The 19,662-nt window shown below is 62.5% G+C and carries 19 protein-coding genes; 11 read left to right on the forward strand and 8 right to left on the reverse strand.

Translation table 11 applies throughout. The annotated features are described in order from the left end of the window. The first annotated feature begins 44 nt into the window (after positions 1–44). The 3 genes from VKS22_15470 to VKS22_15480 are packed head-to-tail and all read left to right on the forward strand — an operon-like array spanning position 45 to position 3,542. On the forward strand, positions 45–1,052 hold the full coding sequence (locus VKS22_15470; GenBank protein HLW72011.1) for a glycosyltransferase family 2 protein: 1,008 nt from the start codon (positions 45–47) through the stop codon (positions 1,050–1,052). 17 nt (positions 1,053–1,069) lie between these two features. Continuing rightward, complete coding sequence (locus tag VKS22_15475) at positions 1,070–1,810, forward strand: class I SAM-dependent methyltransferase (protein ID HLW72012.1); 741 nt, start codon at positions 1,070–1,072, stop codon at positions 1,808–1,810. Between the two features lie 43 nt (positions 1,811–1,853). After that, positions 1,854–3,542: a glycosyltransferase family 39 protein gene (locus VKS22_15480; GenBank protein ID HLW72013.1), complete on the forward strand. Its 1,689-nt coding sequence runs from the start codon at positions 1,854–1,856 to the stop codon at positions 3,540–3,542. On the opposite strand, the gene VKS22_15485 is transcribed toward VKS22_15480, so the two are convergent. Beyond that, on the reverse strand, positions 3,539–4,366 hold the full coding sequence (locus tag VKS22_15485) for a class I SAM-dependent methyltransferase (protein ID HLW72014.1): 828 nt from the start codon (positions 4,364–4,366) through the stop codon (positions 3,539–3,541). The two genes, VKS22_15480 and VKS22_15485, sit on opposite strands and share 4 nt — an antisense overlap. Before the next feature lie 107 nt (positions 4,367–4,473). Here VKS22_15485 and VKS22_15490 point away from each other — a divergent pair, with 107 nt between their 5' ends. Together VKS22_15490 and VKS22_15495 are read left to right on the forward strand one after the other, a co-directional pair. Then, a complete protein-coding gene (locus tag VKS22_15490; protein HLW72015.1) occupies positions 4,474–6,576 on the forward strand; it encodes a hypothetical protein in 2,103 nt (700 codons plus the stop codon). A gap of 66 nt (positions 6,577–6,642) precedes the next feature. Next, positions 6,643–7,248 (forward strand): glutathione S-transferase family protein, encoded by a 606-nt coding sequence (locus VKS22_15495; GenBank protein ID HLW72016.1) that lies wholly within the window; start codon positions 6,643–6,645, stop codon positions 7,246–7,248. A gap of 53 nt (positions 7,249–7,301) precedes the next feature. Here VKS22_15495 and VKS22_15500 read toward each other — a convergent pair whose 3' ends face one another. Beyond that, positions 7,302–7,832 (reverse strand): carboxymuconolactone decarboxylase family protein, encoded by a 531-nt coding sequence (locus VKS22_15500; protein ID HLW72017.1) that lies wholly within the window; start codon positions 7,830–7,832, stop codon positions 7,302–7,304. Between the two features lie 187 nt (positions 7,833–8,019). Here VKS22_15500 and VKS22_15505 point away from each other — a divergent pair, with 187 nt between their 5' ends. Further along, positions 8,020–8,415: a nuclear transport factor 2 family protein gene (locus VKS22_15505; protein HLW72018.1), complete on the forward strand. Its 396-nt coding sequence runs from the start codon at positions 8,020–8,022 to the stop codon at positions 8,413–8,415. Between the two features lie 73 nt (positions 8,416–8,488). Here the strand turns inward: VKS22_15505 and VKS22_15510 are convergent, their stop codons facing one another. From VKS22_15510 to VKS22_15535, 6 genes are all read right to left on the reverse strand, one after another. After that, positions 8,489–9,733: a cytochrome P450 gene (locus tag VKS22_15510; GenBank protein HLW72019.1), complete on the reverse strand. Its 1,245-nt coding sequence runs from the start codon at positions 9,731–9,733 to the stop codon at positions 8,489–8,491. Between the two features lie 166 nt (positions 9,734–9,899). Beyond that, positions 9,900–11,204, reverse strand: coding sequence for an LLM class flavin-dependent oxidoreductase (locus VKS22_15515; GenBank protein ID HLW72020.1), 1,305 nt, complete (start codon positions 11,202–11,204; stop codon positions 9,900–9,902). 107 nt (positions 11,205–11,311) lie between these two features. Further along, positions 11,312–12,277, reverse strand: a complete 966-nt coding sequence (locus VKS22_15520) for a hypothetical protein (protein ID HLW72021.1) — start codon at positions 12,275–12,277, stop codon at positions 11,312–11,314. Between the two features lie 173 nt (positions 12,278–12,450). Next, positions 12,451–13,110 carry a hypothetical protein gene (locus VKS22_15525; GenBank protein ID HLW72022.1) on the reverse strand — a complete coding sequence of 220 codons (660 nt, stop codon included), beginning with the start codon at positions 13,108–13,110 and terminating at the stop codon, positions 12,451–12,453. A 271-nt stretch (positions 13,111–13,381) separates the two neighbouring features. Further along, a complete protein-coding gene (gene gloB, locus VKS22_15530; protein ID HLW72023.1) occupies positions 13,382–14,158 on the reverse strand; it encodes a hydroxyacylglutathione hydrolase in 777 nt (258 codons plus the stop codon). Between the two features lie 33 nt (positions 14,159–14,191). Then, positions 14,192–14,965, reverse strand: coding sequence for an enoyl-ACP reductase (locus tag VKS22_15535; GenBank protein ID HLW72024.1), 774 nt, complete (start codon positions 14,963–14,965; stop codon positions 14,192–14,194). Positions 14,966–15,185: 220 nt separating this feature from the next. Between VKS22_15535 and VKS22_15540 the strand changes: the two genes are divergently transcribed. The 5 genes from VKS22_15540 to VKS22_15560 form a co-directional block, all read left to right on the forward strand. Then, on the forward strand, positions 15,186–16,259 hold the full coding sequence (locus VKS22_15540) for an LLM class flavin-dependent oxidoreductase (GenBank protein ID HLW72025.1): 1,074 nt from the start codon (positions 15,186–15,188) through the stop codon (positions 16,257–16,259). A 119-nt stretch (positions 16,260–16,378) separates the two neighbouring features. Continuing rightward, positions 16,379–17,185 carry a cytidylate kinase-like family protein gene (locus tag VKS22_15545; protein ID HLW72026.1) on the forward strand — a complete coding sequence of 269 codons (807 nt, stop codon included), beginning with the start codon at positions 16,379–16,381 and terminating at the stop codon, positions 17,183–17,185. 72 nt (positions 17,186–17,257) lie between these two features. Further along, positions 17,258–17,716, forward strand: a complete 459-nt coding sequence (locus VKS22_15550) for a phosphatidylglycerophosphatase A (GenBank protein ID HLW72027.1) — start codon at positions 17,258–17,260, stop codon at positions 17,714–17,716. Between the two features lie 53 nt (positions 17,717–17,769). After that, entirely contained in the window at positions 17,770–19,056 is a 1,287-nt protein-coding gene (locus VKS22_15555; GenBank protein HLW72028.1) for a competence/damage-inducible protein A, read from the forward strand. 44 nt (positions 19,057–19,100) lie between these two features. Then, a partial coding sequence (locus tag VKS22_15560) for a TetR/AcrR family transcriptional regulator (protein HLW72029.1) occupies positions 19,101–19,662 on the forward strand: 562 nt, incomplete at its 3' end.

Here is a 19,662-nt window from a genome sequence, read left to right on the forward strand (position 1 = left end):
CTACGATCTCTACGCGACACGGCGCCGCGGGCTGACGCCCTAGCATGGCGACGCCGGCGCTTCCCGTGATCGTCTCCGTTCCAGCCCGCGATCCTCCGCGGTCGCCGGTCGAAATCTCGATCGTCGCGCCAATCCATAATGAAGCGCAGGTGCTCGACGAGTTGCTCGCCCGTCTCACGACCGTGCTCGCCGGCCTGCAGATGAGCTACGAAATCGTGTGCGTGGACGACGGTAGCACCGACGCCAGCCTCGCCCTGTTACTCGCGCGGCGCGCCCTGATGCCCGAGCTGCGGGTGGTCAGCCTTTCCCGCAACTTCGGCAAGGACGTCGCGCTCAGCGCTGGACTCGAACATGCGCGCGGCGCCGCGGTGGTGCCGATCGACGCCGACCTGCAGGACCCGCCCGAGCTGATCGCGGCGATGGTCGCGAAGTGGCGCGAGGGCTTCGACGTGGTCTATGCGACCCGCCGCGAGCGCGAGGGCGAGAGTTTTTTAAAGCGCGCCAGCGCGCGTTATTTCTATCGGGTCTTCGATCGCATCTCGGATTTTCCGATGCCGCGTGACACCGGCGATTTCCGCCTGCTCGATCGCCGCGTGGTCGACGTCCTGATCCGCCTGCCCGAGCGCACACGCTTCATGAAGGGGCTCTTCGCCTGGGTCGGCTTTCGCCAGACCGCGGTGATCTTCGACCGCCCGGAGCGCAGTGGCGGCAGCTCGAAGTGGAGTTATTGGCGGCTCTGGAATTTCGCGCTCGACGCGGTGACCTCGTTCAGCTCGATGCCGCTCAAGGTCTGGAGCTACCTCGGCGTCATAATCTCTTTGTTCGCATTTCTCTACGCGCTGTTTCTCGCCGGCCTGAAAATCTTTCGCGGTATCGACGTCCCCGGCTACGCCTCGATCATGGTGGCCGTACTGTTCTTCGGCGGCGTCCAACTCATCTCGCTGGGCATTATCGGCGAGTACCTCGCGCGCACCTACAACGAGGTCAAGGGCCGTCCGCTGTATCTCGTCCGCGAGCGTTGGGGCTTCGAGAACGAAAACCCCAAAACCTGACGACGAAACACTGACCGATGGATCCGAGTCTTTATCCGCGCATGGCGGCCGTCGAAGATGCGCATTGGTGGTTCGCCGCGCGCCGCGCAATTTGCGAGCGTCTCATCGACCGCCTCGCGCTGCCCGCGGCGGCGCAAATCCTCGAACCCGGATGCGGCACGGGCGGCAACTTCCCGATGCTCGCGCGGCGCGGCAAACTTTTCGCCATAGATGCCGACGTCTCGGCCTTGAGCTTTGCCGCTTCGCGCCGCCTCGCCACGCTCGCGCGCGGCACGCTGCCGGACGACATCCCATTCGGCGATACCCGTTTTGATCTGGCGCTAATGACCGACGTGCTGGAGCATCTTGATGATCCGGCCGGCGCCTTGCGGGCCGTACGTGCGCGACTCACGCCTGGCGGCTGGCTCCTGTTGACCGTGCCGGCGCTTCCGCAATTGTGGAGCGAGCACGATCTCACGCATCATCATCGGCGGCGGTATCGCGCGACGGAATTGCGCCAGATGCTAACCGGCGCGGGCTTCAACGTCAGCTACCTGAGCCACTGCAATTTTATCCTGCTGCCGGCGATCGCCGCCGCGCGCTTGCTCGGTAAAGTGATCGCGGGACGCGCGGGCGCCGCGGACGGCCGCCACGATCTCGCGATGCCGCCGGCTATCCTCAATCATGTGCTGTTTCACCTCTACGCCGTGGAGCGTTTCGTCGTCGGCCGCCTGCGTGTTCCGCTTGGCGTCTCGCTGATCGCGCTCGCCCGCGCCTGACGGGCGCCGCCGGCCATCACCACATCGACGAGACCGCATCCAGATGACCAACCGTCCCGGAGCACAGCGGATCGGTGTCGAAGCGGCGGCAGTTTTCCTCGGCGCGTTGTCCATCCTGCTGACGCTCGCGCCGGCCGCGCCCTTCACCAAAGAGCTCGGGGTGTGCGAGTCGGGCGCGGTGCGCGACGTGCTGGCGGGCAACCTCATCCTGCCCCATTTCATTCCGGGTCCGATGGTTCACGTGCCGCCGCTCTATTGGTGGAGCGCCGCCGTCGCCGTCCGCATGCTTGGATGGACGGAGCTGGCCCTGCGGCTGCCGGCGCTGCTTCCCGCGGCGTTGACCTGCGCGATCCTTTATGGCTGGATGCTGAGCCGGCTGAATCGTGAGGCGGCGTTTTGGAGCGCAGCCGCATTATTGCTCTGCCATTTTTTCCTGGACGCGGCGCGGCAGCCGCGCATGGACTCGATGCTTGCGCTCTTCGTCACCGCGGCTGCGATCGCACTCGAGCGCGGGATCGCGACGAGGCGCATCGTATGGATGGGCGCGGCCGCGGTGGCGATCGGCCTTGGCTGCCTCACCAAGGGCATCCTCGGAATTGCGCTGCCCGGCGTCGCCGCCGGATTCTATCTGCTGGTGCGCCGACGTTGGGCCGAGCTGTTCCGCGCCGACTTCATTATCACCTTTGCAGCCGGGCTGGCGATCGGGCTCGTGTGGTACGTCGCGGGCTATGAAATCGCAGGCGCCAAATTCCTACGCTGGCAGATCGGCATGAATCTGGTGAGCCGATTTGTTCCGGCCGAGGCCGGCGGCGCGGACTACTGTGTCCATCCGATCTGGTATTTTGGCCCGCAAATCGTCGCGGGCTTCATTCCCTGGAGCCTGTTGATTCCCGCGCTGGCCGCCGCCATTTGGCCGCGACGTGGCCGCACGATTCCCGAACCGATCATCTACGCTTTATGCTGGTTTGGCGGGGTCTTCATCCTGTTTTCTGCGTCGCGCGGCAAATGCCCGGTCTATATTCTCCCGGCCTTTCCGCCGCTTGCGGCGCTGCTCGGGTGGTTGATTTCGCTGGTCTGCGCGGAAGCTCCGACACCACCCTGGACGACGCCGCTTTTCACCGCGGCGAGCCTCACGATCGGGCTCTGCGCGCTACTCCTGGCGGCGGCCGGCGGTACGGTCTTGATGCGCGGCCTGCCCGACCATCTGCCGATCGTCTTGCATCCCACGGACCAGCGTTATCTCGCGATTTTCGGCGAGCTCGCCGCGGCCCATCATTACGGCGTGCTCAACTGGATCGTGATCACTCTGATCGGCGTGCTGGTGATTGTTCGCGGATCAACGCGGCGTCTTCCAGAGCAGGCGGCCCTCGGCATTTTGCTCATCGCACTCGCCGGAGCGCGCTTCTGGTTCGGCGTCATGACGCCGGCGCTGGCCGCACGCGAGACGCTCGCGCCGTTTACCCGCGAGATTATGGACCTCGTTCCGGCCGGCGCGACAATCGGCCATATCGGGATCGAAGACTGCGATCTCTATTTCTATTCGCCGCGCCCGATTACGCCGGTGTTCCACTTCCGTTGCGGCGCCGCGGGAGCTTTTCCGCCGTATCTCGTGATTCGGCGCAAGCGCTTCGATGCGCTGCCTGAATCCGATCGCGCCTGCCTGACCCCAATCCTCACTTCAGATCCGGTCGACAGCAACGGACCGCGCCTGCTCGTCGAGCAGAAACCCTAGCCTATATGTTCGTTGCGAGCCGCCGGCCGGGAAAGTTGCGCGACGTAGTACTGCGTCCACAGCGCAAAACTCAGCGGTCCCGCACGCAGCCGCTTCTCGAGCCATTCGGCGAGTCGCAGCCCGGGCGGACCGCCGAACTCGGCGATGACTGGAATGTAGAGGCCCGATTTGAAGCGCTCGCGAATTTCCAGGCCCGCGCCCTCAATTGCCGCCGCAACCGCTCGCGCCGTCATCAAGTTGATGTGTCCGGTCTCGAACACCGCCTCGCCGTAAATCTTACGCACCAAATCGATGATGCCCGGCAGGAAGGCGATCCGGCACGCCAGCTCCATCAGGCTGTAGCGCTGCGGGGTCGAGAGAATCAGTATCCCCTGCGGCGCGAGGAGCCGGCGCAGCCCGGCGATTACGCCGCGCGTATCCGGGATATGCTCGATCACTTCGCTGCACAGCACGAGATCGAAATCGCCGGCGGGCAGCCGCGAGGCCGTGATGTCGTCGGTGGTGACGCGCAGATTCGGATAGCGCGCCAGCAGCGGCTGCGCGTGCGCGAGATGGGACTCGTCAAGATCGGTCGCCACCACTTCGCGATAGCTCTCCGCCAACGCCGGGAGATAAACTCCTGCGCCGAAGCCAACCTCGATCGCACGCCCCGGCCGCTCACGCGCGCACTCCCGCAGCTTGGCGATAACCCAGTCGCGCCGCGTGCAATGCAGCCAGCGCCGCGTCGGGTTGCGCGAGTTGTAGAGCGTCTCGAGCAATTCGAGCAACTCGGCCTCCGAGCTGACCGCCCCGGCATTCCCTTGCGCGTTGGATGGTGTCGTCATGGTTGCGGTCCGCTGCGGGATGGAACTCTTCTGGCGCAGCCTGCCGCTCGACGCAAGCGCTGTCGCGCTAAAACCGGGAATCGGGTGGTGCCTGGCGGCGCTGGCGAATGAGCCGATTTCGTCGATTTGCAGACCGCGCGGGCCTTGTTGCCTTCGCGTTGTATGCGGCGCTGGCGCTGATTTTTTTCGGGCGTTCGCTGACCGGCGGGCTCAATAATCTCTATCTCGGTCCGGGCAGCGATGCGTCCTTCCTGATGTGGGCGATGGCGTGGTGGCCCTACGCGATCCGGCATGGCTTGAATCCGTTTCTCTGCCGATTGGTCTGGGCGCCGGCCGGCTTCGATCTCGCATGGTCGGGCGGGATGCCGCTCGCGGCGATCGTTGGCGCGCCGCTCACCGCGTTCGCCGGTCCAGTCGTCGCTTACAACCTCATCGGTCTTGCTGCGCCGGCCTTGGCCGCCTGGTGCGCGTTCATACTTTGCCGCCGACTCACCGGTGCCTGGCTACCATCCGCGCTGGGCGGTTATCTGTTCGGCTTCTCGCCTTATCTGCTGGGGCAGCTAATCGGCGGGCACCTGAATCTGACCTTGGTCTTTCCGGCGCCGCTCATCGCGCTGCTGATATTTCTCGCGATCACCGACGCGATCGCTCCCGTGAAGTTCGTAGCGCTGCTCGCGACGGCCTTGGTGACGCAATTTCTCTGCTCGATCGAGCTGGCCGCGACGGTCGCGATCTTCGGCGCCTTCGGTTTGCTTCTCGGATGGTCGAGCGCCGGCGGGGCCGGCCGCGGCGCGCTCCTGCGCCTCGTGCGACCGCTCGCATGGGCAGCCGCAATGTCGCTAATCATGCTCTACCCATATCTTTATTACCTCGTCTGGCCGGGCATCCCGCACGGCGCGATCAACTCACCCGGCGGCTATTCCGCCGATCTTGCGAACCTGATCGTGCCGACGCGCACCGCCGAATTCGGACGCATACCGTTGTGGCAAAATATCGCCAACCGTTTTCCCGGCAATCTCGGTGAACGGAGCGCCTATCTTGGCCTCCCTCTCCTGATTGTTATTTTTCACTACGGCTTGACGCAACGGCGCGAGCGCACCCCGCGCTGGCTGATCAGTGCGCTCGTCATCGTGACGATTTGCGCACTCGGACCGCGACTACGCGTCGCCGGCTGGAGCGGTTTCGCGATGCCGTGGAAGCTCATGACGCACGTCCCGATCCTTAAGAGCGCGCTGCCCGGCCGCTTCATGAATTATGCGTTTTTGAGCGCGAGCGTGATCGTCGCACTCTGGCTTGCTGATCGCAGGATTTCGCGAGGCTGGCGGGTGGCGGCGGCTGGTTTAGTTCTACTATCGATGCTGCCCAATCTGGACGCCGCAATCTGGACGGCGCGCGCTAATGTCCCGCAGTTATTTTCGCAGCGCGGATATGCAGCGATGCTCAGACGCGATGAGACGGTGGTCGCGCTCCCCTTCGGCATCCGGGGCAACACGATGCTTTGGCAGGCGGAGGCTGGATTCTACTTCCGGATGGCCGGGGGCTACACCGGACTGACCCCGCGCGAGTTTGAACGTTGGCCGATCGTCAACGCCTTCATGACCGCGACGCTGCTTCCCGATGCGTCCGCACAACTCGCCGCCTTCATGACGGCGCATGACGCGAGTGTCGTGGTCGTCGATGACGCCCACCGCGAGCTGTGGAGCTCGATGCTCGCGGCGATCGATCCGGCGCCGCGACATACCGGCGGTATCTGGCTCTATCGCGCGAGCCCCGCCTGGATGGCGCGTTATCGCGGCGTCTCAGCTCTCGCGATGGAGCAGGCCAACGCCGAAGCGCGCTTCGTGGCATTGCTTACGGCCGCTCGCGGCTATCTCGTCGCGGGCAATGATCTCTCCACGCTCACCCCCCTACGCGCGCAGAAGCTGCGCCTGCTGCCGCCGAACTGGGTGACTGATCGCGACGTGCGCACCAATAACGGCCTCTATCTCGGTCCCGGACCCGACGGCAAAATCGCGGTCGGCGTTGTCGGCTCGTATGATGCGTTGCAGCCGCTGATCGAAAAGTATCGAGCCCATGCGTCAAAGATTTTATTTCCTTATCCGAAGGAACTCTCCGGCGCTCCGCAGGGCGACACCTTTATGCGCTTGCTCGTGATGACCTTCGATCGTGACGCACTCGCCGCGGTCACTGCGCCGGCGTTGGTACGCTGATCAATCCGCGCGGTTTGTGCGGCGGCAGCTTTCGCGCTAAGAAGCGACATAACCGGAGGAACGCAAATGTTGAAATTACATGGCACTTCCAAATCGCGCGCAGCGCGCTCGCTTTGGGCAATCGAAGAGATCGGCGTGAAATACGAACACGTCCCGACCGCAGTCCCCATGGCCAAAAGCTCCGAGCACATGAAGCTCAATCCCAACGGCCACATCCCGGTCCTCGAAGACGACGGCCACGTGGTGTGGGAGTCTATGGCGATCAACCTCTACCTGGCCGAGAAGTACGGCAAGGCGCCGCTGTGGCCGTCAACCGCCGAAGGCCACGCCGACGCCATCAAGTGGAGCTTTTTCGCCATGACGGAGATCGAGCCCTCGCTCATGACGATTCTGGTCAATAAACTTTTTATGCCGCCCGACAAGTGCGACAACAAGGCCGTCGAAACCGCTACGACCGCGCTCAAGGCCCCGCTCAAAGTGCTGGACGATCAGCTCAAGGGCCGCGAGTACCTGCTCGGCAACGATTTCACGATCGCTGACCTCAACGTCGCGGCGGTGCTCAGCTTCGCGACGCTGGTGAAGCTCGATATGAGCTCCACGCCGGCCGCGCAGGCCTGGCTGCAGAAGTGCCTCGGCCGCGAGGCGAATCAGCGCGTGCGCAAACTCGCCTAGAAGTTCTCTGACCGCGGACCGCCGCGAGCCCCAATCGTGGCGGTCCGCCTATACTATTTTTCGAGTGTCACCTGCAGCGCGTTGAGATTGCGCGCCATCATATTCCAAAACGCGATCGCGCCCGTGAGATCGATCATGTTCGCCTTGTTGCCGACAATTTTTTCGGCGGCGGCAAAAAGTTCGTCATCGACGCGCGCATTCAGGGTGAGTTCCTCCGCATAGCGCAGAATTACCTTGTCGTCGGACGTAAAGCGCGCGCTCGTCTTGTAGTTTCCAACGTCATCGATCTGTTCCTGGCTCAAGCCGCAGCGCTTGGCGATGTCGATATGCCGGACGAAGCCGTACTCGCAGTTGCAGCGCTTCATCAACATCAGGACGGCGAGTTCTCGCACACGTTTATCGAGCGCCGACTGGTTCATGAAATAGTTCGCGAGCGGGAACACTTTGGCGGCTAAACCGGGGCTGTTGGCCAGCGCTTTCACGACGTTAGGTACAGCGAGTCCAAATTGCGACTCGAAGCCATCGTAGAGCTTTTGCATCTCCGGCGACGCCGCTGCCTTTTCGATATAATTGACTCGTGGCATTGCTTACCCCTCATTCTTAAGGCCGCGCGCCGGCGGCAAAGCTAATAATTCCGTCTTCTGCTTCTTAACGCCGATGCGGCCAAACGTCAAAGCCGTCCCAACCTTTGACGGCGCGACGCGAGCGGGCGTACTCTCACGCGAGCCGGAGCGTTTGCCCGGCGAGAAAAGTTAAAGGCAGGTGATTGCTATGGGCGCTGCAGAAAACAAAGAACTGATCCGCAACATGTTCGCCGAACTGTCCAAGGGCAACGGCGAGGCCTTCCTCGGCGCGATGGCCGATAATGTTCGCTTCACAATCTGCGGGACCACCAAATTTTCCGGCACCTTCAACGGCAAGCAGGAATTCGTCAGCAAGGTTTTGATGCCGCTGTCGGCGCAACTCGAGGGTGGCTTGACCATCACCCCGGATAACTTCATCGCCGAGGGCGATTACGTCGCGATGCAGGGACGGGGCAAGTCCAACACCAAACACGGCGGGACCTACAACAACACCTATTGCCAGGTCTTCAAGATCGCCAACGGCAAGGTCCAGGAAGTCACCGAGTATCTCGATACCGAACTCGTGACCAAGGCTTTCAAATAGCGCGCGCCCGATAAACGCGATGGGCGGCCGATACCTCGGCCGCCCATCGCGCGCAAGTTCAAGATTCCGTAACCTACGCCGCCGCGTGAGTCTGCGTGAAGCGCACCGGCATGTGCTTGATGCCCGCGAGGAAGTTCGAGCGCAAGCGCTCTACCTTTCCCGCCAGCTCAATCTGATCGATCCGCTTGAGCAGCGCCTGCATCATCAGGCGCAACTCGAGCCGCGCCAGATGCGCCCCGGCGCAGAAGTGCTCGCCTTTACCGAAGGCAATATGCTCGTTCGGCGTCCGCGCGATGTCGAAGCGATACGGATCGTTGAAGACTTCCTCGTCGCGGTTAGCCGAAGGAATCCAGAGCGCCACGACGTCGCCTTTGCGGATCCGCTTGCCGCGCAACTCGCTGTCGGCCGTTGCGGTCCGCGCAAAATGCGTGACCGGACTCGACCAGCGCAGAATTTCTTCGATCGCGGTCGGCATCAGCGAGGGATCGCCGAGCAATCGCTGACGCTCGGCCGGATGCTGTATGAGGGCAAGCAGTCCACCGGAGATTGCATTGCGCGTGGTCTCGAGCCCAGCCCCGACGTACAAGAGGCCGTTGTGGGCGAGTTCGCTGTTGGTCAGTTTACGGCCATTAATTTCGGCGTTTCCCAATACAGACAGCAGGTCTTCACCATCGCCGCCGCGCCGCTCAAGCGAGCGCTTGGTGCAGTACTCGCCGATTCTCCGGCTACCCTCGCTGCGGGTCTCGAGTGGCGAGCCCGATTCAACCTGGTACTCGGCATCTTCAAAGCCGGCGACCATGTTGCCCCACTTGAACATCTCGGACCAGTCCTGACGCGGGATGCCCATGATTTCGCAGATGAAAGCCATCGGCAGACGCGCCGCGACTTCCAGCACAAAGTCGCAGGCGCCGCGCTCGATCACCTCGTCGAGAATCTCCCGCACCAACGCTTCGCCCGAGGTTTCGTACTTGCCGACCGCGCGCGGCAGCATCAGACGGTTGAAGGCTCGCCGCATCGCACCATGCAGCGGCGGATCAGTCATCAGCATCATCTGGCGAACGCCCAACATCTCGGGCGTCATCTGCTCCATCTCCGGGCTCGAGGGGATGAACATAATATGTTCCATGGAGAACAGATTGGGCTGGCTAAACACCGTCACGATGTCGTCGTAGCGCGTCACCGACCAGAAGGGCCGCACCAGGCCCTCCGTCCAGTGGACCGGCTCTTCGCGCCGTAGCTGTTGCCAGAGCGGATGCGGATTGTTATCGACGAAAAATCCCGGATCGGTGAGCGCGTTGTCAATCTCGCGATAGTTCACAAACCTATCCCCAATTCGATTCGCTCTATGCCGCGGCGCGATTCTGGTCGATATCCATGAACGTCTAAGTGAACACGAATCGCTTTCCTTGATAAACTATTTACTCAGTAAATAGAGATGTCGAAATTGGAGGGGGCGCTGCGGCCTCCTCCAATCCATCACCCGCTCAACGACCGGCTGCCGCCGAGCTGTAGTTCACCACGGCGTCGCGCTTGCCCGACGCGGGCAGCGCCCGGCTGCCCGGCTTCTGCTCGAAGGGTCCCGGCAGGCCGAGCTCTTTCGCGATCTCGCGCACCGCCGGCATCACCTCTTCACCTAGCAGCTTGAGCGTGTTGCGCCGATCCTGCACGGTCATCGGTCCGTGATGGTACCAGAAGCCCATGATGCCGGGCCGCAGCGTTTCGAGCAGCGTGCGGAGACGCTTGATCACGGTCTTCGGGGTCCCCGCGATGATCAGTCCAAGGTCGCGCGACGACTGGTAGTTCGCCTCGATACTCGCCTTGACCTTTGCGACATCCACCTCGCCCGGCGTGAAGTGCAGGATCTCCGCGCCAGTGCGCGGATCGGTAAACTGCTTGGCCAGCCGCTTGGTCGCCTCTTTCGAGTTATATCCCGGCGGGAACATCCACTCCGGCCGCGCGAAGGCGCCGAAACCGCCGCCGTAGACGAAGCCGCGGCCAAGCTCTTGGGCCTTTTCCTCAGTCTCGGCCACGACGATCGTCTGCAGGTAGCCGAAGTTCTCCGGCCCCGCCTGATACCCGACCCGCGCCGCCGTGTCGGCGTACAGATTCGACATCTCGACCGTCGGCTCGATATTCGTGCATAGCGCGACGTAGGGATACCGATGCTCCGCGCACCAGACCACCGTCTCCGGGCTGATTAGACCGGGAATCCAGATCTGCGGATGCGGTTTCTGGATCGGCAGTTGCCACGGGTTCACGAAGCGGTAGTGATAGTGCTTGCCCTCGTAGCGCCACGGCCCCGGCGTCGTCCAGGCCTTGATTATGAAATCGTGCGCTTCGTTGAAGCGCTCGCGATTGTAGGCCGGGCTGATATTGTTGGCGATCTGCTCGCTACCTGCGCCGCGCACATAGCCCGGCACCAGCCGCCCGCCCGAGATCATGTCGATCATCGCGAGCTCTTCAGCCAGCCGCAGCGGATCGGCGACCGGCAACGGATTGCCCAGCAGCACAATCTTTACCCGCTTGGTGATGCGCGCCAGCACCGCGGCCTCGACGTCCATCACCGAGCCCATGCAGAACGGCGTCTGATGGTGCTCGTTGAGCATCACGCCGTCGAAGCCGAGCTCCTCGGCATAGACGCGCTCGTCGAAGTATTCATTGTAGAGCTGGCCGCCGCGCACCGGATCAAAGGCGGTGTTGGACAGCCCGAAATAGCTGCTGCCGTTGCCGATGATGTCGTCTTCAGGGACGTCGAAGTACGGCCTTTCCGAGAAAGTCATTATGTGCATAACGCTACCCTCCCTGAGGCTTTCCTGATTTCCAGAGCAAAGTCTCGCTCAAATCTTTTCCATTTTCAATCTTTTCGTTACTTCACAAATTTCTCAGCGAACGCGCATTAGCCGCCGAAATAGCTGCGCGGATTATCGACCGTCATGGCGTGAATTTTTTCCTCGCTGACTCCGCCTTTGCGCAGCGCCGGGATGATGTGCTTGCTGATGTGCGCATAGTTCCAGTTGGGCGACGCCTTGATCATCTCCTCCGCCCCTTTGGTCATCCGCCCAAGCCAACAAGCGACCGCGTCGTGCGACAGCATAATCCGATCGTAACCCACCGCGAGCAGGCCAAACAGCGACGCCAGCCGCATCTTGTCCGACGCGATCGGCTCGATCCCGAAACGATCGAAGCCCAGCCACGCGCCGCGATTGAGAATATCGAAGTAATAGCGCATGTCGCCGACACCGCAGGCATGTCCAATCAGCACGCGGTTGAAGTCCACGCCCTCCTCCTGGAAGACGTCGAGGGTCTCGCGGCCAAACGGCGCCAGCTCGTTGTTGTGGCACAGAATCGGCGCACCCGTCGCTTTGTGCGCGCGCGCCGCGGCGTGTAGCGCCTTGATTTCGAGCTTGGTGATTGCAGTATCGTTGGTCCAGCCCGGCACCCCGCCGGTCGCGGTCTTGATGATGCCCGCTTTGATCCCGGTATGGCCGATCCCCTCGGTCAGTTCGCGCACGTAAATCTCCGCCATATCGTCGGCGCCGATCATCCGCATATGCATCGGATAGCCCAGCGCCTCGTTATAGACTCCGGTCGCGATAATTACGCGCATCCCGGATTTGTCCGCGGCCTCGGCGGCGTATTCCGGATCGCGTCCCAACTCCATCGGGCAAGGATCGACGAAACTGTTGACGCCGAGTCCTTTGATCTCCTTGAGCTGCTCGACCAGCTTGGCCATCTCGCGCTTGCGGTCGAAGCCCGCGGTATCGAATTCAAAACCCGGCATCCCGGCCGCGAGATGTTCATGAATCAGGGTGAAACCGAGCTCGCGCGGCTCACATTTTCCGAGGACTGTATTGATCGACACTTGGCGCCTCCCTCGTTACCAGCGGTTGAAACTGCCCCATCTCTAATACAGTCGCGCGGTTTTGGCGAGCGCCGCTCAGCACTCCCGGAGCGCGAAAAACACCTGGCGACGCAAGACGCAAAAAAAGGCGGGACACTTGCGCGTCCCGCCTCGATGCTATCGGTTTGCCGAGATTAGATTACTGACTGCGCGGACATCTGTCCCGCTGCGGGCTGCGCCGCTGCCGCCTCGCCATTGAGCGCTCCGCATGCGTAGTTGAGCCACTTCGCCGACGACAGTTCGTCCTGCACATAGAGCTTGAACAGCTCCTTGGTCTCTTGGTCGTCCTTGATCGCCTCGACGAATTCCAACACCGGCTTGAAGAAGGCGTCGGGGTCGGGCGCCAAGGCGTTCAGGTACAGTAACTTTTCATTGTCAGAGGTGTTTGCATCACTCAAACGTTCCGTGATCTTCTTGCTTTCGGCGCTCACCATGGCCTTGCACTCGAGGCCCAAGTCCTGCATCCGGCGCTCGAAAATCCGCGCATGATAACCCTCCCGCTCCGTGATCATGCGGATGCCGCTGCGGATGCAGTCGGTGTTGACGACCTTGGACCAGTTAGCGAAGGCCGTTTGACCATTGGCTTCGCCGGCGCGGAAGCGATCGAGCATCGCAGCGACGCCTTCTTTTTCAGTCGCGTAGGTCTTGCCCAGCGCGCGGAAGCCGTGGCCGCCGTTCGAGGCTGCAGGCGAGCCACTCTCAAGGGCTCCCATCTCGCTCTCGAAGGTCGCTTCGGTAATGATTCCCGAGCGGTAGGCGCGCAAGAGTTGTTTGAATTCGAAATCACGATTCATCTTAACAGTTCCTCCTTGTGTATTTTGTAGGCTCACAGCTCTTGCCGGTATCTCTTGCGGCCCGGACGTTTCGGATTTGCGCCGCCGTTTTCCGGTCACCGATTTTGACCGCTTGGCGCGCTCCTTATCGTGCTTTTTCCCCAACGCGATGATCCCGGCGTGCCTGCCAGACTAGGATCGTTTCCGCTTATCTGTCAACCTTTCGCGATCTAAATTTCGGTGACCTTGAAGCTGCTTAAAGCAGGCGAAAGCCACATTAACATTCAATTGCCTAAAAGCGATCTTTCAGTTCGCGAGTCTTGGCGAAGATCGCAACGCGATCGTCTGTGATCGCCGGGTCAAGCTTCTTGAGATTCGCGCGTAGCTCTGCGCTTTCGGTACGGAGAAAGGGATTGATCTGTTTCTCCTCGCCGATCGTCGAGGGAATCGTGTACTTGCCCGCGGCGCGCGCCTTCTGCGCCCAATCATATTTGGCCTTGAGCGCGGCGTTGCCAGGTTCGAGCGTCAGCGCAAAACGCAGATTCTTTTCGGTGTATTCGTGGCCGCAATAGACTTGCGTCCCGTCCGGCAGCGCTGCGAGCTTGGCTAGCGAATCCACCATGGTCTGCGCCTTGCCCTCGAAGACGCGGCCGCAGCCCGCGATGAACAGGGTATCTCCGGTAAAGACCGCGTTGAGCTGCGGAAAGTGATAGGCGACGTGGCCGTTCGTATGCGCCGGGATCCCGAGCACGCGACCCTTGAGCGCGCCGACCGCAACGGTATCGCCGTCATCGACCGCGTCGGTCTGCGCCGGGATGCGGCCCTGCTCGCCGCGCGCTCCGTAAACGCGGAGACCTGCAATCGCCCGCGCCAAGTCTTCGTTCCCCCCGACATGATCGAAGTGGTAATGCGTCGGCAGTACCGTCGTCAGTTTGAGCCCGTGCTGCTTCACTGCGGCGAGCACCTTGTCGGCTTCGGCGCAATCGACCACGCCGCATTCCTTGCTCGCATCATCCACGACCAGGTACGCGTAATTGTCCGAAAGTTGCGGCACCGGAATGATTGCCATCGCGATTCCTCCTCCGAAAATGAGAATGCAGGGCTACAGTCCCACGATATTGTAACCCATGTCCACGTATACCGTCTGGCCGGTGACGCCGCTCGACAGGTCGCTCAGCAGCACCGAGGCCATCTTGCCGACTTCCTCCGGCTTCATCGCCCGCTTGAGCGGCGAGCGCTCCTCGACTTCGTGCGCCATCGAGTGGAAATCGCGGATAGCGGATGACGCGAGCGTGCGCGCCGGAGCCGCGCTCAGCGCATTGATGCGGATATTTTTCGGCCCGAGGTCGAGCGCCAGGTAACGCACGCAGGCTTCCAGCGCGGCTTTCGCGACGCCCATAACGTTGTAGTTGGGGATCGCCCGGACGGCGCCGAGGTAACTCAGCGTCACGATGGCGCCGCCGCCGCGCGCCTCCATCAGCGGCTCGGCCGCTCGCGCCATTGCGACCAGCGAATAGGCGCTGATCTCGATCGCGCGCGAGAAATTGACCCGATTCACCGTGAGGAAACGATCGCGCAAATCCTCGCGCTCGGCAAACGCGATCGCATGGACCATAAGATCGAGCCCGCCCCACAGCTCCTTGAGACCGGCGAAGACCGCGTCGATCTGGGCATCGTTGCCGACGTCGAGTTCGCCGACGACCTGCGCGCCAATCGATTCCGCCAGCGGGCGCACCCGTTTCTCGAGGATTTCGCCTTGGTAAGTCAGCGCGATCTCGGCGCCTTGCGCGTGCAGCTCGCGCGCGATCGACCACGCGAGGCTTTTGTCATTGGCGACCCCGGCGATCAGGGCGCGTTTGCCGTCAGCGATTCCCATCCGAAAACTCCATCCGCATTCTCTCCGCGTGACGCTTTTATCTGTGGCTGAGACTCGGCGTAAGCGCAATCGCCGCGGGCAGCGTTCAAGGCGTACCGGGAAGTATCGTTTTCCGCCGCGCACTTCGCTATCTTCGTCACGCCGTGAACGCTGACGAACAACCAGCAGGCGAGCTTGGCACTGACCGCGCACCGCGACTCGCCGCTTCATGGAGGTAATCATGGATTTCGGCTTTGTGTTTCTCTCCACTCCCGAGGCCTACAAAGACGTCGCGCTCGCCGAGCGCCTGGGCTTCTCGCACGCCTGGCTTTACGACAGCCAGATGCTCTGTGCCGACGTCTATGCAGCCCTGGCGCTGGTCGCTGCCAACACCAAGAAAATCAAAATCGGACCGGGCGTCACCAACCCGTCATCGCGGATCGCCCCCGTGACTGCCAACGCGATGGCCACCATCAACGCCATCGCGCCGGGCCGCGTCATCCTTGGCATCGGCACCGGCAACACCGCCCGCCGCACGCTCGGGATGCCCGCGGCCAAGGTCTCCGAGATGCGCGAGCATATCGACATCTGTCGCGGTCTGATGGCCGGCAAGACCGTCCCCTACCACGAGGGCGAGCGTCATCGGCAAATCAAGTTCCTGAATCCCAAAACCGGCTGGCTCAATCTCAAGGACAAGATTCCGATCTACGCCGCCGCCAGCGGGCTCAAGAGCTTTGAGATGGCGGGTGAAGTCGCCGACGGCGTCATCATGTTCGGCGCGGTCGGGCCGAGTCTCGTCAACTTCGTGATGAGCAAGGTGCGCGCGGGCGCCGAGCGCGCCGGCCGCAACCCCAAACGCATCTACTCGCTGGTGATGACCACGATGCATCTGACCAGGCCCGGTGAAAAACTCGAATCGCCGGCTGTGCGCCGCGCGGTTGGACCCTTCGTCGTCTCGGCGTCGAATCTCTTCGCGCTCGCAGCTAACGAGCCCGGCGAACTACCCGACGACCTCCGCGCCGACCTCCTGACCTTCCGCGACGCCTATCGCGCGCCGGACGAATCCGCTGAAACCCGTCATTTGAAGCTCTACTCCGGCTACCTGACCACCTTCAAAAAAGAGCACGAGCGCCTGGTCACCGAGAAAATGATCCGCGAGACCACCCTGACCGGCACGCCGGACGAGGTCGTCGCGGCGGTCCGCCGGATGGAAAAAGCCGGGATCAACCAGGTCGCGATTCAGCCGGTATCCGACATTCGCAAAACTATCGAGGTCTTTGCGAAGCACGTGATCCGCCCGCTTAACCGGCGCTAAGTACGGACTCGGCTGTCGCATATCACGAGGTCATCGCGCGGTTTGCCGTCAGCGCCACATCGCCCTAAGATGCGCCTTGGGGACCGGTCTGACAGGGGACGAACATGGCGATAATCGCGATGACCCAGCAAATTGGCACGCGCTATCTCGAACTCGGTAAGCTCACCGCCGAAAGGTTGGGCTATCGCTTCCTGACCAGCGATCAGGTGATCGCCGAGGCCTCGCGCGTTTATCATATCCCGCCGGAGCATGCCGTCATAAACGACGAACGGCGTCCACACTTCTGGGAACGGCTGAAAACCGACACCGAACGCTTCGTCCAGTTTTTTCGCGCGCAGGTGCTCAAGGAGATGGCCGCCGACCGTCTCGTCGTCGTCGGCCGCTCGGTGACCCATATGCTGCCTGACACGGCCTGCGGTTTGCGCGTCCGCTTGACGGCGCCATTCAGCGAACGCGTGAAGATCGTTGCCGCCGAGGAGAAGCTCGCCCAAGCGGTGGCCGAGCGCCGCGTGCGTGATTACGACCGTGAGATGCGCGCACGCATCCAGACTTTGCTCAACGTCGATATGGACGAGCCCGGCAACTTCACTATGGTCCTCAACACTTTCGCTTTGCCGCTCGATACATTGGCCGGGATGCTCGCCGGCCTCGCCGAGGAGATTGATCGCACCGCGACGCCCGAGAGCTGGCGGCAATTGCGCGACGCCGCCCTTGCCGCCGAAGTCCGCGCCGCCCTGATGGTTCATCCCAAGATCGGCCGCTCGCCACTCGAAGTCCAATGCGCCGCGGGAGTTGTGCAGGTCAACGGCCCGGGGCTGGTCCCGCCATGGGACGGGCTCATCAGCGACGTCGCGCGCCAGGTCGCCGGCGTGCGCGCGGTCGAGGTCAACGCCGACGAACAACCTATCCCGGTCCGCCCAAACTGATCCGCAATTGAAGTCGCGACGTCCGCGCAGCGCTGTCTGCAGGAACATTTTCAACTTGGCGTCGCCTGAGACGTGCGCAGGCTCGTAACCTTCCTCGCGACTGGCGGCTATCTCGGCTACTTGCCGCTGATGCCTGGGACCTTCGGCGCCACTCTCGGCCTCTTCCTGAGTTGGTGGCTCTGCGCGCCACTCTGGACGCGCTCGCCCGCCGCCTTCCTGATGCTCTTCGGCGTGCTGTTCGTCGCGGGATGCTTCATCGCGGGATCGGCGGAGCAGGATTTTGCCGACCACGACGCCGCGCAAATCGTGCTCGACGAAGTCTTCGGCATGATCGCCACGATGTTTCTCAACCCGGGCGGCTGGCTCGTGCTGCTCGGCGGCTTCGCGCTCTTCCGCGCCTTCGATATTATCAAGCCGTGGCCGGTCAGCTATTTCGATCGCCTGCATGGCGGCACGGGCGTGATGCTTGACGATTTGGCCGCAGCCATCTATGCCAACCTCGTGCTACAGATAGTTCGGCGCGTCGTCTAGCCGCGAGCGAAGCGGTTTGGCGTTCGCAGCGTACCTATTATGAGGAGTCACCAATGATCCAGCGGGCCGTCATCCTCTCGACCGGCGACGAAATCACCACCGGCAAAGTCGTGGACAGCAACTCGAGCTACATCGCCGACAAGCTTCACGAGATCGGCGTCGATCTGGCTGCCGTGCTGACCGTCGGCGACGTTCCCGAGCGGCTCGAATGGGCGTGGAAGACCGCGATGGAACTCGGCGATGTCGTGGTTTCCACCGGCGGCATCGGCCCGACCGCTGACGATTTGACCACCGAGACCATCGCGCGGCTCACCGGCAAAAAGCTCTGGCGCGACGAGCCCTCGGTGGACAAGATGAAGCGGCTGTTTGCCTCGATTGGCCGCGCGATGCCCGAGAATAATCTCAAGCAGGCGGACTTTCCCGAAACCGCCGAGGTCATTCGGAACGAGCTTGGGACCGCACCGGGCTTCCGGATGGCGGTGCCGCAGGCCACTCATACTTCACATCTGATCGTGCTGCCGGGCGTTCCGCGCGAGATGAAACCGATGCTCGAAGAGCAGGTGATTCCCTGGATCAAGCGCGCGCGCGGCAACGACAAGGTCTTCGCCACGCGCATCTTCCAGACCTTCGGGCTGAGCGAATCCGGACTCGACGAGATGGTCGCCGGCCTGATCAAGCCCGAGGAGGGCAAGGTCGGTTTCCGCGCCAGCTTCCCGCAAATCTCGATGAAAGTAATGGTCGAGGATGTGCCGGGCGTGGCTGAGCGGCGGCTCGACGAGCTGGCCGCGCGCGTCAACGAACGCATCGGCGCCTTCATTTACGGCGAAGGCGACACCTCGATGGAAGAGGTGATCTGCAAGCTCTTCACCGAAAAGCATCTCAAGGCCGCCGTCGCGGAGTCCTGCACCGGCGGTCTGATTGGTCATCGGCTGACCAATATCGCGGGCAGCTCGAACTATTTTGTCGGCGGCTTTCTGACCTATTCGAACGAGCTCAAACAGCAGCTCCTCGGCGTGCGCGCCGAGACCCTCAAGCAGCACGGCGCGGTCAGCGAACAATGCGTGCTCGAGATGGCGGCCGGCGCGCGCGAGCGGGCGGGCGCCGACGTTGCGATCGCGACCTCGGGTATCGCCGGACCTGATGGCGGCACGGCCGATAAGCCCGTCGGCACGGTCTGCATCGGGCTAGTCGGGGACGGCGTCAAGGTTTCGCGCCAGTACAATATGATGCGCGGTACGCGCGACTGGATTAAACTCCTGGCATCACAGGTGGCGCTCGACTGGCTGCGCCGTTACGCCCTCGGACTGCCAATCGGAGAAGGGACTATGTTTCGGCGCTGAGGCGCAGCGTTGACAATCGCGCGCGGCGCTCAAGGTCAAGTGATATGCCGAAACGGGCCGACAAGCAGCCGGATTCAAGCGCGAGCGCGGGCAAGCGGGCGGTTTCAACCCGGCGCTCGCGCGTCTCGCTCGACAAGAGCCGCACGATCGTCCGCGAAGCCATGAAACTCTTTCTCAAAAAGGGCTACGGCGCCGTCAGTATGAACGAGATTTTGAGCCGCGTCGGCGGCTCGAAGACCACCATCTACGCGCGCTTTCGCGATAAGGCGAACCTCTTCGCCACCGTCATCGACGAGCTCCTGAACGAAATCGTCAACTACGACACCGTGGGGCTCGAGCAGCTCGACGTCGCAGCCGCCCTGATGGAAATCGCGCGCCGGCATCTCGCGATGGTTTTGTCGGAGCGCTACATCCGCCTGATCCGCATGGTCGTCGCCGAGGTTCATCAGTTCCCCGAGCTCGGGCAGACCTTTTACGCGCATGGCCCCGGGCGCAGTTACAAAAATTTCGCCGCCTACCTGCAGAATCAAAGCGCGGCCGGCGCGCTGATCGTCCACGACGCCAGTCTCGCCGCCGATCTCTTCTTCGGGGGACTGCTGCATCGGC

It is taken from the genome of Candidatus Binataceae bacterium (assembly GCA_035308025.1).
Classification (GTDB): domain Bacteria; phylum Desulfobacterota; class Binatia; order Binatales; family Binataceae; genus JAJPHI01.

Excerpts from the sequence above, each read along its gene's own strand:
- VKS22_15470 (HLW72011.1), top strand. The coding sequence starts at position 45 with ATGGCGACGCCGGCGCTTCCCGTGATCGTCTCCGTTCCAGCCCGCGAT.
- VKS22_15475 (HLW72012.1), top strand. The coding sequence starts at position 1,070 with ATGGATCCGAGTCTTTATCCGCGCATGGCGGCCGTCGAAGATGCGCAT.
- VKS22_15480 (HLW72013.1), top strand. The coding sequence starts at position 1,854 with ATGACCAACCGTCCCGGAGCACAGCGGATCGGTGTCGAAGCGGCGGCA.
- VKS22_15485 (HLW72014.1), bottom strand. The coding sequence starts at position 4,366 with ATGACGACACCATCCAACGCGCAAGGGAATGCCGGGGCGGTCAGCTCG.
- VKS22_15490 (HLW72015.1), top strand. The coding sequence starts at position 4,474 with ATGAGCCGATTTCGTCGATTTGCAGACCGCGCGGGCCTTGTTGCCTTC.
- VKS22_15495 (HLW72016.1), top strand. The coding sequence starts at position 6,643 with ATGTTGAAATTACATGGCACTTCCAAATCGCGCGCAGCGCGCTCGCTT.
- VKS22_15500 (HLW72017.1), bottom strand. The coding sequence starts at position 7,832 with ATGCCACGAGTCAATTATATCGAAAAGGCAGCGGCGTCGCCGGAGATG.
- VKS22_15505 (HLW72018.1), top strand. The coding sequence starts at position 8,020 with ATGGGCGCTGCAGAAAACAAAGAACTGATCCGCAACATGTTCGCCGAA.
- VKS22_15515 (HLW72020.1), bottom strand. The coding sequence starts at position 11,204 with ATGCACATAATGACTTTCTCGGAAAGGCCGTACTTCGACGTCCCTGAA.
- VKS22_15525 (HLW72022.1), bottom strand. The coding sequence starts at position 13,110 with ATGAATCGTGATTTCGAATTCAAACAACTCTTGCGCGCCTACCGCTCG.
- gloB (HLW72023.1), bottom strand. The coding sequence starts at position 14,158 with ATGGCAATCATTCCGGTGCCGCAACTTTCGGACAATTACGCGTACCTG.
- VKS22_15535 (HLW72024.1), bottom strand. The coding sequence starts at position 14,965 with ATGGGAATCGCTGACGGCAAACGCGCCCTGATCGCCGGGGTCGCCAAT.
- VKS22_15540 (HLW72025.1), top strand. The coding sequence starts at position 15,186 with ATGGATTTCGGCTTTGTGTTTCTCTCCACTCCCGAGGCCTACAAAGAC.
- VKS22_15545 (HLW72026.1), top strand. The coding sequence starts at position 16,379 with ATGACCCAGCAAATTGGCACGCGCTATCTCGAACTCGGTAAGCTCACC.
- VKS22_15555 (HLW72028.1), top strand. The coding sequence starts at position 17,770 with ATGATCCAGCGGGCCGTCATCCTCTCGACCGGCGACGAAATCACCACC.